Annotated in this window: 14 protein-coding genes; 11 read left to right on the top strand and 3 right to left on the bottom strand. The window is 50.3% G+C overall.

Translation table 11 applies throughout. The features are described 5' to 3' along the window. Positions 1-103 precede the first annotated feature (103 nt). From NA330_RS13420 to htpX, 4 genes are all read left to right on the top strand, one after another. Positions 104-601, top strand: a complete 498-nt coding sequence (locus NA330_RS13420) for a GAF domain-containing protein (RefSeq protein ID WP_001518229.1) — start codon at positions 104-106, stop codon at positions 599-601. A gap of 97 nt (positions 602-698) precedes the next feature. Further along, positions 699-1385 carry an RNA chaperone ProQ gene (gene proQ, locus NA330_RS13415; RefSeq protein WP_000431401.1) on the top strand — a complete coding sequence of 229 codons (687 nt, stop codon included), beginning with the start codon at positions 699-701 and terminating at the stop codon, positions 1383-1385. 19 nt (positions 1386-1404) lie between these two features. Further along, positions 1405-3453, top strand: a complete 2049-nt coding sequence (gene prc / locus NA330_RS13410) for a carboxy terminal-processing peptidase (protein WP_001091237.1) — start codon at positions 1405-1407, stop codon at positions 3451-3453. 192 nt (positions 3454-3645) lie between these two features. Next, a complete protein-coding gene (htpX, locus tag NA330_RS13405) occupies positions 3646-4527 on the top strand; it encodes a protease HtpX (protein WP_000984498.1) in 882 nt (293 codons plus the stop codon). 47 nt (positions 4528-4574) lie between these two features. Here the strand turns inward: htpX and NA330_RS13400 are convergent, their stop codons facing one another. Further along, the gene (locus tag NA330_RS13400) at positions 4575-5948 is read right to left on the bottom strand and encodes an MFS transporter (protein WP_000416128.1); all 1374 of its coding nucleotides are present in this window, start codon (positions 5946-5948) and stop codon (positions 4575-4577) included. Between the two features lie 175 nt (positions 5949-6123). Here NA330_RS13400 and kdgR point away from each other — a divergent pair, with 175 nt between their 5' ends. Next, positions 6124-6915 (top strand): DNA-binding transcriptional regulator KdgR, encoded by a 792-nt coding sequence (gene kdgR, locus NA330_RS13395; protein ID WP_001262195.1) that lies wholly within the window; start codon positions 6124-6126, stop codon positions 6913-6915. Between the two features lie 211 nt (positions 6916-7126). On the opposite strand, the gene yobH is transcribed toward kdgR, so the two are convergent. After that, positions 7127-7366 carry an invasion protein YobH gene (yobH, locus tag NA330_RS13390; RefSeq protein WP_001236780.1) on the bottom strand — a complete coding sequence of 80 codons (240 nt, stop codon included), beginning with the start codon at positions 7364-7366 and terminating at the stop codon, positions 7127-7129. A 157-nt stretch (positions 7367-7523) separates the two neighbouring features. Here yobH and mgrB point away from each other — a divergent pair, with 157 nt between their 5' ends. The 6 genes from mgrB (at position 7524) to rlmA (ending at position 11879) form a co-directional block, all read left to right on the top strand. Further along, a complete protein-coding gene (gene mgrB, locus NA330_RS13385) occupies positions 7524-7667 on the top strand; it encodes a PhoP/PhoQ regulator MgrB (protein ID WP_000714547.1) in 144 nt (47 codons plus the stop codon). A gap of 70 nt (positions 7668-7737) precedes the next feature. Further along, on the top strand, positions 7738-8025 hold the full coding sequence (locus NA330_RS13380; RefSeq protein WP_001000660.1) for a YebO family protein: 288 nt from the start codon (positions 7738-7740) through the stop codon (positions 8023-8025). A gap of 648 nt (positions 8026-8673) precedes the next feature. Beyond that, positions 8674-8817, top strand: coding sequence for a DUF2627 domain-containing protein (locus NA330_RS13375; RefSeq protein WP_001537930.1), 144 nt, complete (start codon positions 8674-8676; stop codon positions 8815-8817). A gap of 12 nt (positions 8818-8829) precedes the next feature. Continuing rightward, positions 8830-9039 (top strand): transcription antiterminator/RNA stability regulator CspE, encoded by a 210-nt coding sequence (gene cspE / locus NA330_RS13370; RefSeq protein ID WP_001062678.1) that lies wholly within the window; start codon positions 8830-8832, stop codon positions 9037-9039. A gap of 219 nt (positions 9040-9258) precedes the next feature. Next, positions 9259-11004 carry a peptidoglycan glycosyltransferase FtsI gene (gene ftsI, locus NA330_RS13365; protein ID WP_023241953.1) on the top strand — a complete coding sequence of 582 codons (1746 nt, stop codon included), beginning with the start codon at positions 9259-9261 and terminating at the stop codon, positions 11002-11004. A gap of 65 nt (positions 11005-11069) precedes the next feature. Then, positions 11070-11879 carry a 23S rRNA (guanine(745)-N(1))-methyltransferase gene (gene rlmA, locus NA330_RS13360; RefSeq protein WP_000010920.1) on the top strand — a complete coding sequence of 270 codons (810 nt, stop codon included), beginning with the start codon at positions 11070-11072 and terminating at the stop codon, positions 11877-11879. Here rlmA and mntP read toward each other — a convergent pair. Further along, positions 11876-12442 carry a manganese efflux pump MntP gene (gene mntP, locus NA330_RS13355; protein ID WP_001518359.1) on the bottom strand — a complete coding sequence of 189 codons (567 nt, stop codon included), beginning with the start codon at positions 12440-12442 and terminating at the stop codon, positions 11876-11878. The genes rlmA and mntP overlap by 4 nt on opposite strands. Positions 12443-12448: the final 6 nt, after the last annotated feature.

Here is a 12448-nt window from a genome sequence, read left to right as displayed (position 1 = left end):
AATGTAATCTTAACTCATGACAGGAATAATCTTGAGCAAGAACGCATTTAATGCTTATTTTAATAGCCTGTGTTTAGGAGTAAGACCACGAAGTGATTATATAATGAGCAAAACAGAACTATACGCGGCGTTAAACCGCGATTTTCAGTCGTTAATGGCAGGTGAAACCAGCTTTCTGGCCACGCTGGCGAATACCAGCGCGCTACTGTTCGAACGTCTTACCGAGGTGAACTGGGCAGGGTTTTATCTCCTCGAAGGCGATACGCTGGTGTTGGGGCCGTTTCAGGGGCGAATCGCCTGTGTGCGGATTCCGGTTGGTCGCGGCGTGTGCGGCGCAGCGGTAGCGCAGAATAAGGTTCAACGTATTGATGATGTTCATGCGTTTGACGGCCATATTGCCTGTGATGCCGCCAGCAACGCCGAAATTGTGCTGCCTGTCACGGTTGGCGAACGGATTATCGGCGTGCTGGATATAGATAGCACGGCGTTTGGCCGTTTTACCGAAGAAGATGAACACGGCCTGCGTACGCTGGTCGCACAGCTTGAAACCGTGCTTGCAACGACGGATTACAAAAAATTCTTTGCGAGCGTCGCAGGATAATCAACGGATAACGTAGCAATTACTGATGGCGTCATTATAATGACGCCTGTTCATGCCTGCTGCTTGTTGGCTACGTCCGTTGTAATCAGGAAATTTCATGGAAAATCAACCTAAGTTGAATAGCAGTAAAGAAGTTATCGCGTTTCTGGCCGAGCGTTTTCCTCACTGTTTTAGTGCGGAAGGCGAAGCTCGCCCGCTGAAAATTGGTATTTTTCAGGATCTGGTAGAGCGAGTTGGGGGCGAAATGAACCTCAGCAAAACGCAACTTCGTTCCGCTTTACGTCTTTATACTTCAAGCTGGCGTTACCTGTACGGCGTTAAGCCGGGCGCAACGCGCGTCGACCTTGATGGCAATCCGTGCGGCGAGCTGGAAGAACAGCATGTCGAACATGCGCGTAAGCAGCTTGAAGAAGCCAAAGCCCGTGTTCAGGCGCAGCGCGCAGAGCAGCAAGCGAAAAAACGCGAAGCTGCCGCGGCGGCTGGCGAAAAAGAAGACGCGCCGCGACGCGAGCGTAAACCTCGCCCGGTAGCGCGTCGTAAAGAAGGCGCTGAACGTAAACCTCGCGCTGATAAACCGACGACGAAAGCGCCGCGTGCGCCTCGCGAAGAGAAGCACACGCCGGTTTCTGATATTTCAGTATTGACCGTAGGGCAGTCCCTCAAGGTGAAAGCGGGTAATAATGCGATGGATGCCACCGTATTAGAAATCACCAAAGATGGTGTCCGTGTACAGCTGAATTCGGGTATGTCTTTGATTGTACGCGCAGAACACCTGGTGTTCTGAAACGGAGGCCAGGCCTGGCATGAACACTTTTTTTAGGCTTACCGCGTTAGCTGGCCTGCTTGCATTAGCAGGCCAGTCCTTCGCCGTGGAAGATATTACGCGTGCCGATCAAATTCCCGTACTAAAGGAAGAGACGCAACATGCGACGGTGAGCGAGCGCGTAACGTCGCGTTTTACCCGCTCCCACTATCGCCAGTTCGATCTGGATGAGGCATTTTCGGCAAAGATTTTTGATCGCTATCTGAATCTTCTCGACTATAGCCACAACGTTTTGTTGGCGAGCGATGTCGAGCAGTTTGCGAAAAAGAAAACCGTGTTGGGCGATGAGCTGCGCACGGGTAAGCTGGATGTTTTTTACGATCTTTATAACCTGGCGCAAAAGCGCCGGTTTGAACGTTACCAGTACGCGCTAAAAGTGCTGGAACGGCCAATGGATTTCACCGGAAACGATACGTTTAACCTGGACCGCAGTAAAGCGCCCTGGCCGAAAGATGAGGCTGAGCTAAATGCGCTGTGGGATGGTAAAGTGAAATTCGATGAGCTCAGTCTGAAACTCACCGGCAAGAGCGACAAAGAAATTCGCGAAACGCTGACGCGTCGCTACAAATTCGCTATTCGTCGCCTGGCGCAGACCAACAGTGAAGATGTGTTCTCGCTGGCGATGACCGCTTTTGCGCGTGAAATCGACCCGCATACGAATTATCTTTCTCCCCGCAATACCGAGCAGTTTAATACCGAAATGAGCCTGTCTCTGGAAGGTATCGGCGCGGTGCTGCAAATGGATGACGATTATACTGTCATTAACTCATTGGTTGCCGGCGGCCCGGCAGCGAAAAGCAAGTCGATTAGCGTCGGCGATCGTATCGTCGGCGTAGGGCAGGCCGGAAAACCGATGGTCGACGTCATTGGCTGGCGTCTTGACGATGTGGTGGCGCTGATCAAAGGGCCGAAAGGCAGCAAGGTTCGACTGGAAATACTGCCGGCTGGCAAAGGGACGAAAACGCGTATTATCACGCTGACGCGTGAACGAATTCGTCTTGAAGATCGCGCGGTTAAAATGTCGGTGAAAACCGTCGGCAAGGAAAAAGTTGGCGTACTGGATATTCCAGGCTTCTATGTTGGCTTGACCGATGATGTCAAAGTTCAGCTTCAGAAGCTGGAAAAACAGAACGTTAATAGCATCGTTATCGATCTGCGTTCAAACGGCGGTGGGGCGCTGACGGAAGCCGTTTCGCTTTCCGGTCTGTTTATCCCTTCTGGTCCGATAGTTCAGGTGCGCGACAATAACGGCAAAGTGCGTGAGGATAGCGACACCGACGGCGTGGTCTACTACAAAGGCCCACTGGTGGTGCTGGTCGATCGTTTCAGTGCCTCGGCATCGGAAATCTTCGCTGCCGCGATGCAGGATTATGGGCGCGCGCTGATTGTCGGTGAGCCGACCTTCGGTAAAGGTACGGTACAGCAATATCGTTCGCTAAACCGAATTTACGATCAGATGCTTCGCCCGGAATGGCCTGCGCTGGGTTCGGTGCAGTACACCATTCAGAAGTTTTACCGTGTCAACGGCGGTAGTACGCAGCGTAAAGGGGTCACGCCGGATATCATCATGCCGACTGGCAATGAAGAGACGGAAACCGGAGAAAAATTTGAAGATAACGCCTTGCCGTGGGATAGCATTGATGCGGCGAAATACGTGAAATCGGACGATTTGGCCCCGTTTGGCCCGGAATTATTGAAAGAACACAACGCGCGTATCGCCAAAGATCCTGAGTTTCAGTACATCATGAAGGATATTGCACGTTTCAATGCCATGAAGGATAAGCGCAACATCGTCTCTCTGAATTATGCGCAGCGTGAGAAAGAGAACAATGAAGAAGACGCTCTGCGTCTGGCGCGTATTAACGATCGGTTTAAACGTGAGGGTAAACCGTTGCTGAAGAAACTGGACGATCTGCCAAAGGATTACCAAGAGCCGGACCCGTACCTTGATGAAACGGTGAAGATTGCTCTGGACCTGGCGCATCTTGAAAAAGAAAAACCAGCGGAGCAGGCGGCAGCCAATAAGTAACGCTAAACAGGCACAAAAAATTGTGCCTGTTTTTTTTAACAAGCGCAGAAGTCGTCAGGATAATGCTACAAAATGTAAAGTTGTGTTTTTCTCGTGACTTACCGCCTGGTGATGCTTGAAAATAGCCATAAGACCCATACGATGTGGGTAATCGCATAGTGCGCTTTGTTAAATTGAGGTTAAAAGAAAATTATGATGCGAATCGCGCTCTTCCTGCTGACGAACCTGGCCGTGATGGTCGTTTTCGGGCTGGTTCTGAGCCTGACAGGGATACAGTCGAGCAGCGTGCAAGGCTTGCTGATCATGGCGCTGCTGTTTGGTTTTGGCGGTTCTTTTATTTCATTGCTGATGTCCAAATGGATGGCGTTAAAATCCGTAGGTGGGGAAGTTATTGAACAGCCTCGCAATGAAAGAGAACGCTGGTTGATGAACACCGTAGCAACGCAAGCGCGCCAGGCCGGTATCGCCATGCCGCAGGTTGCTATCTACCATGCGCCGGACATTAACGCGTTTGCGACGGGCGCACGTCGTGACGCCTCATTGGTCGCTGTGAGCACCGGTTTGTTGCAAAACATGAGCCCTGACGAGGCGGAAGCCGTCATTGCGCATGAAATCAGCCATATTGCCAATGGCGATATGGTGACGATGACGTTGATTCAGGGGGTGGTTAACACCTTCGTTATCTTTATTTCGCGCATTATCGCGCAAATTGCCGCTGGTTTTCTGGGCGGCAACCGTGATGAAGGCGAAGGAAGTAACGGTAATCCGCTAATCTATTTCGCCGTTGCGACAGTGCTGGAACTGGTCTTCGGTATTCTGGCGAGCATCATCACCATGTGGTTCTCCCGTTACCGTGAGTTTCATGCCGATGCGGGATCGGCGAAGCTGGTTGGCCGTGAAAAAATGATTGCCGCGTTGCAGCGCCTGAAAACCAGCTACGAGCCGCAAGAAGCGACCAGCATGATGGCGTTTTGTATTAACGGTAAATCGAAATCGTTAAGCGAGCTGTTTATGACGCACCCACCGCTGGATAAACGCATTGAAGCGCTGCGTAGCGGTGAGTACCTGAAATAATAAGCCCACTGGCAAGTATGAAAAGCGCGTCGAATGACGCGCTTTTTTTACGCCTGAACGCGTGGTTGCGTAATACGTAAACCGCTCACTACCGCCGCGAGAGTCGCCAGGATCGCCGCTGCGAGCAGAGAAAGATGCGTACCGCTATCGCCAAACTGGTTCAACATCAGCGCTACCAGCGCGGCGCCAGTACTTTGGCCTAACAGTCGCGCCGTGCCCAGCATCCCGCTGGCGCCACCGCTGCGCTCACGCGGCGCGGAAGTGATAATGGTGTGATTATTCGGCGACTGGAACAGGCCAAACCCTGCGCCACAAAGGATCATCGGCCAGATAATATTCAGATCGGAGGGGGAGGCTGGCAACATGACCAGCGCAAACAACCCGGCTGCCATTATCACCATTCCCAGCGCCCCCAGCAAACCGGCATGAAGACGTTCTATCAGGTATCCCGCCAGCGGCGCCATTACCATCGTTGCCAGCGGCCAGGGCGTCAATAACAGGCCGGTTTCTACTTCGCTACGGCCCAGCACGGTTTGCAGATAAAAAGGTAGCGAGACCATGGCTAACATTTGCGCGCAGAACGAGCAAATTGACGTGCCGATCGAGAGTGAAAAAAGCGGAATGCGTAACAAGTCGATGGGTAACAAAGGGACGGGCAAAGAAAGCTGGCGGCGCACGAAGAAAAAACCGACCACGACCAGAACGAGCAGCTCTGCGCCAATTAACGTTAGCGACTGTCCCTGGGCAAAGCCGCTCAATGCGGTAATCAGCAGGCCAAATGTGAGCGCATTCATTACCGCGCTCGGTAAGTCAAAGCGCGGCTTAGTGTCATGGGCGATGTTTGCTGGTAAAAAGCGTATGGCCAGAATTAACGCGATGATACCTAACGGGACATTAATCAGAAACAGCCATTTCCATGATGAGATGGACAAAATCGCTGCGGCGATCGTCGGACCCGCGGCGGAAGAGACTGCGACGATAAAAGAGTTAATTCCCATGCCTCGTCCCAGATGACGCTGGGGGTAGATAAGACGAATCAGCGCCGTGTTTACGCTCATTAGCGCCGCGCCGCCAAATCCCTGCGCGATGCGCGCCAGCGTCAGCATCTGCAGCGAGTCTGAAAGCGCGCAAAACAATGATGAAAGCAGAAATACCACTAAACCACATTTGTAGATCCGGTGATAACCAAACATGTCGCCTAAAAAAGACAGGGAAAGTAGTGAGACGACAATGGCGATTTGGTACGCATTGACAATCCAGATAGAGCTGGCAGGGGAGGCATGTAAATCAGTCGCAATGGTTGGCAGCGCGACATTAGCGATTGCGCCATCCAGAACCGCCATCGAAATACCGATAATAATCGTCAGGATAGCGCCGTATCTCTGCGGGAGGGGCAGGCCATCGGCCCGTGTTTTTTCCATAAGTATTTTGTAATAAGGGGAATTATGAGCTGAATAATAATGTTAGCATTAATACTGAGTTGTTATGTCGCAGATTTGTAACGAAGTAAGCAAAGATGGATTGCGGGCGACCTGGCGTGAAATTATAATAAAAACTCGTTCTGAATTTTATAAAACGCTCGTAATGAGGTGATAAATGGCAAACGCAGATCTGGATAAGCAGCCTGATTCTGTATCTTCTGTGCTGAAAGTTTTCGGCATTCTGCAGGCGCTGGGTGAAGAGCGTGAAATAGGGATTACCGAGCTATCGCAGCGCGTCATGATGTCGAAAAGCACCGTTTATCGCTTTTTGCAAACCATGAAAACGCTGGGCTACGTGGCTCAGGAAGGGGAGTCTGAAAAATACTCTCTGACGCTAAAGCTGTTTGAGCTGGGCGCGCGAGCGTTGCAAAATGTTGATCTCATCCGCAGTGCGGACATTCAGATGCGCGAACTGTCTCGTCTGACAAAAGAAACTATCCATCTTGGCGCGCTGGATGAAGACAGCATTGTCTATATCCATAAAATTGACTCTATGTACAATCTGCGGATGTACTCACGTATTGGGCGTCGTAATCCGCTGTACAGTACGGCCATCGGTAAAGTGCTTCTGGCCTGGCGCGACCGTGATGAGGTTAAGCAGATTCTCGACGGCGTAGAGTATAAGCAAAGCACGGGACGCACGATTACCAGCACTGAAGCGTTGCTGCCGCTGTTGGATGAAGTGCGTGCGCAAGGCTACGGTGAAGATAACGAAGAACAGGAAGAAGGGTTACGTTGTATCGGCGTACCGGTATTTGACCGTTTTGGCGTAGTCATCGCAGGGTTAAGCATTTCGTTCCCGACGCTGCGTTTTTCAGAAGAACGCCTACAGGAATATGTGGCTATGTTACACGCCGCCGCGCGTAAAATTTCTGAACAAATGGGTTACAACGATTATCCCTTCTAAGCAACGTTATTAGCATGACGTTAAAAAAAAGCAGCTACGAAAAATGTAGCTGCTTTTTTTATAACATCGGGTGGGATGAAATCGTAAAAGTAGATAATATCTGTCGGCTTATTTAACGGTTATTAAAATATTATTTAACAGTACTTATGAACAACAGCCAATATAGGGGAATTATTGGCGATAGTTTCACTGTGAAATTATTTATTGCCGCTTAGCCATTATCCACCACGGTGGCGATTTTTCTGAAAATGGGACAGTCGGAAAAGCCAATAATGCCGCTGTTGGTATGGAGATATTGCGCCGTGCTGGTGCCGCGTGCGGTCAGGTAATGGCACTGTAAACCCAGCCCCGCAGCGTTCACTTTACTTCCCACCAGGACGCCATAGCCGCTCATCAGCAGGCCTATCCACACCAGGGCAAACAATACAATTGCGCGAATGATCAAACGCATTACTACCTCTTTTCTTTTTTAGTTAGAATAAGAGTAGCGTGTACATTGATTGAAACAAGTGAATCATTCCTAAAAACATATAATGCCGCTACAGTTACTCCTGGTTTAAGTAACGCATGATAATTTAGCGACATAAGATGTAAGATCGGAGAGTGGAGTGAAAAAATTTCGATGGGTCGTTCTCGGCATCGTGGTGGTAGTATGCCTGTTGCTGTGGGCGCAGGTGTTTAATATCATGTGCGATCAGGATGTACAATTTTTCAGCGGTATTTGCGCCATCAATAAATTTATTCCCTGGTAAACGTTTTACACCAGAGATTTCCTTCCCGTGTAGCAGTGGTAGAATGACGTCTCTACATTGAGGTGGTGAAATGAACGACGTTTTAAACTCTGGTGCGTTTTCTCTTGCATCTTTAATAGTATCAATGGTGGTTCTGGTGGTGGGGCTGGCGCTCTGGTTCTTTGTCAACCGGGCAAGTTCCCGTGCCAACGAGCAGATAGAACTGCTCGAAGCGTTATTAGATCAACAGAAGCGGCAAAACGCGTTGTTACGTCGCCTTTGCGAAGCAAACGAACCAGAAAAAGAAGCGGAACCCGCAACAGCGGCAAGCGAACCAAAAGAGGATGAGGACATCATTCGTCTGGTTGCAGAACGATAATGCTTACCGGGGCGCAAATGGCGCCAGTGCCATACGCCCCATTTCCCCGTCGGATCTCTCCGCGTTGCCGTTTGCAACTGATACTACAGCATCAACACCTTACATAATATATGGCTTTATATGCAACATAGTTTTATATGTATAACAAATGGACATATGGCATTTTTGTGATACCGCTCATTCTCTATTAAAAGCGAAACGTTTCTCTCTCTTTATGGATTGTCATTGTTTGTTCATTATTTTAAGGCATTCTGTAAAGACGCAGAACATCACAAAAAGCGGTGTCGAAAATCGCTTTTCTTTTCTATTATTTTGATTAAAAGGTGTTTTTTATCATTGTGACAATTTATGCATAACTCAGCATAAAAAGTGATATGAAAAATACAGCTTTTAAATGTGATTTGATGCACTGGAAGAAGCGAAGTTATTGAGCTATGGTAGAAAAATGGCTTTTCAGCAGTGGCGTTGTCAGGAGTCCGTCAGCGCGTGAGGATATATCTTTCGCAATTTTGTTGCATAAACGTGCTGTCAATTTGTGAAGGTTCTCGTAATTTGTGCGACGGATCGAGACACGTTTAAAAATGGCTTGCCATAATTAACGTTGTATGTGATAACAGGCTTTGGGTTAAACGAGGTACAGTTCTGTTTATGTGTGGCATTTTCAGTAAAGAAGTCCTGAGTAAACACGTTGACGTTGAATACCGCTTCTCTGCCGAACCTTATATTAGTGCCTCAAGCAGTAATGTCTCAGTTTTATCTATGTTATGCCTACGGGCAAAGAAAACACTCTAAGGAATTTTGCAAATGGCAAAGATTAAAGGTCAAGTTAAGTGGTTCAACGAATCCAAAGGTTTTGGCTTCATTACTCCGGCTGACGGCAGCAAAGATGTGTTCGTACACTTCTCCGCTATCCAGGGCAATGGTTTCAAAACTCTGGCTGAAGGCCAGAACGTTGAGTTCGAAATTCAGGACGGCCAGAAAGGTCCGGCTGCTGTTAACGTAACAGCTATCTGATCGACACCACTGATTTGATGCGTTTGTCGCGTCAGCCTCAGATATAAAGCCTCGCTAAAAGCGGGGCTTTTTAATTCAATATCCTTCAAAATGTGTCTGGATGCGCTCTCGTTAGCGATTTGTTGCAAAGGCGCGATGTTATTAGCATTGTTTTTTCTGGTTTTTCCGGCCGTTTCCCGTTAAATCAATCACCTGAAAAATGATTCGGCTGGAGATCAGGTGAAAAAGAAAAGCGACGGCGGTACCCGTAATTTTACGCCCATACGTTTTGCACTACTTTGCACTGCCATTCTGCTCAGTATGGCATTGTTGTTAGGGCGGGTGGCATGGTTGCAAATTGTTACGCCGTCGAAACTGGTGAAACAAGAAGATATGCGCTCGCTTCGTGAAGTGACCACGGCCTCTCCACGCGGCATGATCACCGACAGAGAAGGGCGGCCCTTAGCGGTGAGTGTTCCGGTTAATGCTGTCTGGGCCGATCCGAAGACTATCATAAGCAAAGGCGGCGTTGGCTACAATGAGCGCTGGCAGGCGCTGGCCAGCGCCTTACATCTGTCGCTCAGTACGCTTGCGGAACGGGTAAACAGTAACCCGGCAGGCCGTTTTATCTACCTTGCGCGCCAGGTTTCACCCCAGCAAGCCGAATGGATAGATAAACTGAATCTACCGGGTATTAACCTGCGGGAAGAGTCGCGCCGTTTTTACCCTGCCGGACACGTAGCGGCCAATTTGATCGGCTTTACCAATATCGACGGGCAGGGAATAGAAGGTATTGAAAAGAGCTTTAACGCGCAACTGACGGGAAAACCGGGCTCCCGACTGGTGCGTAAAGATAAATTTGGTCACGTTATTGAGAACATTACGGAAGTGAATCCGGTTCCTGCTCATGAACTTCAGCTTAGCATTGATGAACGTCTGCAAACGGTTACCGAAGATGCGCTGGATAACGCCGTCATCTGGAACAAAGCGGAATCCGGCGCTGCCGTATTGATTAACATCCCAACGGGTGAAATTCTCTCGATGGCGAGCTATCCGGATTTCAACCCGAACAACCGTGAAGGCGCGCAGTTGGACGATTTTCGTAACCGCGCGATTAGCGATACTTTCGAACCCGGTTCTACTGTGAAGCCATTGGTCATTATGACTGCGTTACAGCAGGGCATCGTGCAGCCGGACAGCGTTATCGATACCCATCCTTTTACTCTCGATGGACACCGTATCCGCGACGTCGGTTACTATCCGGAACTGACATTAACCGGCATTTTGCAAAAATCCAGCGATACCGGCGTTTCTCACCTTTCTCTGGCGATGCCAGTGCAGAAATTAATGGATACTTATAAAAGCTTTGGTTTCGGCGTGCCTACCGGACTGGGTCTCACCGGAGAGAGCAGCGGGTTATTACCGAAACGCCGTTACTGGAGTGATTTAGATCGCGCTACCTTCGCTTTTGGCTATGGATTAATGGTGACGCCGCTGCAACTGGCGCATGTTTATGCCACGATTGGCAGCTTTGGTATCTACCGTCCGTTATCGATCACCAAAGTTGATCCGCCCGTGATCGGCACGCGAGTAATGCCGGAAGAACTGGTGCACGAGGTGGAACATATGATGGAGAGCGTCGCGTTGCCTGGCGGCGGCGGAACAAAAGCCGCAGTAAGAGACTACCGTATTGCGGTCAAAACCGGGACGGCGAAAAAAATTGGCGATGATGGTAAATACGTCGATAAGTATGTGGCATATACCGCAGGCGTCGCGCCGGCAAGTAATCCCAGATTTGCGCTGGTGGTGGTGATTAATAATCCGCAAAATGGGGCTTATTATGGCGGCGCGGTATCTGCGCCCGTATTCAGCCAGATCATGGGCGATGTGCTGCGGCTGGAAAATGTTGAGCCAGACGGTATGCCAGCCGATTCAGATCACCTTCTGGTGATGCATGGCAGCCACGTTGCGGTTCCGGGCTCGTAAAGGATTTTCCCGGGGCGCAATTCGCGTTACACTTGCGCCCTTTAGCGCCCCAGTCCGGAGTTGTCATGTCGTTTACCTGTCCGCTTTGCCATCAGCCGCTTACGCAGATTAATAACAGCGTTATATGTCCACAGCGCCATCAGTTTGATGTGGCGAAAGAGGGCTACATCAATCTGCTGCCGGTACAGCATAAACGTTCGCGCGATCCGGGCGACAGCGCCGAAATGATGCAGGCGAGGAGAGCGTTTCTTGATGCGGGCCATTATCAGCCGCTGCGCGATGCCGTGATTAACCTGTTGCGCGAGCGGCTGGATCAGTCGGCCACGGCGATTCTGGATATTGGCTGTGGCGAGGGGTATTACACTCATGCTTTTGCCGAGGCGTTGCCGGGAGTTACCACGTTTGGACTGGACGTTGCTAAAACGGCGATCAAAGCGGCGGCGAAACGCTATTCGCAGGTGAAGTTTTGTGTGGCGTCAAGCCATCGACTGCCCTTTGCCGATGCGTCAATGGATGCGGTGATCAGAATCTACGCCCCGTGTAAGGCGCAGGAATTGGCGCGCGTGGTGAAACCTGGTGGTTGGGTCGTTACCGCCACGCCGGGGCCGCATCATCTGATGGAACTAAAAGGGCTCATTTATGATGAGGTGCGTTTACATGCGCCGTATACCGAGCAGCTCGACGGATTCACATTGCTGCAGAGTACCCGCCTTGCTTATCACATGCAGCTCACCGCCGAAGCGGCTGTAGCACTGTTGCAAATGACGCCATTTGCCTGGCGCGCCAGGCCAGACGTGTGGGAACAACTGGCCGCCAGCGCCGGACTTAGCTGCCAGACGGATTTCAACCTTCATCTCTGGCAGCGTAACCGTTAACCGTGAAAATGCGTCCAGAGGATCTGGACGCCAATTCCTATCAGTACGACCCCGCCGAGAATTTCAGCACGCTTACCCAGCATTGGGCCGATAAAGCGACCGATCATCATTCCGAGGGTGGACATGATAAGCGTGGCGCAACCGATAGCTAATGCGGTAGCGATGATGTTTACCTGCAAAAACGCCAGACCGACGCCAACCGCCATCGCATCAAGGCTGGTCGCGATAGCCGTCGTGACTAATAGCCAAAAGCTGTGGCGACGTAACGGTGTTTCATCTTCATCACTACCGCCGCGGATACCTTCGATGATCATGCGTCCGCCCAGAAAGATCAGCAGAACAAAGGCTATCCAGTGGTTCCATTCCAGAACGAATTTACTCGCCAATATCCCCAGCCCCCAGCCGATTAACGGGGTCAGCGTTTCAACCGCGCCAAAGATAAGGCCGGTACGCAACGCTTCTGAGAATTTGGGTTTATGTAGGGTGGCGCCTTTGCCAATTGATGCCGCGAAAGCATCCATCGACATGCCGAAAGCGAGAAGAACAGTAGCAGTAAAGTGCATGACAGC

Origin of the sequence: Salmonella sp. NW722 (genome assembly GCF_051702785.1) — a bacterium.
GTDB lineage: Bacteria > Pseudomonadota > Gammaproteobacteria > Enterobacterales > Enterobacteriaceae > Salmonella > Salmonella enterica.
This window is presented reverse-complemented; position numbering and strand designations above follow the sequence as displayed.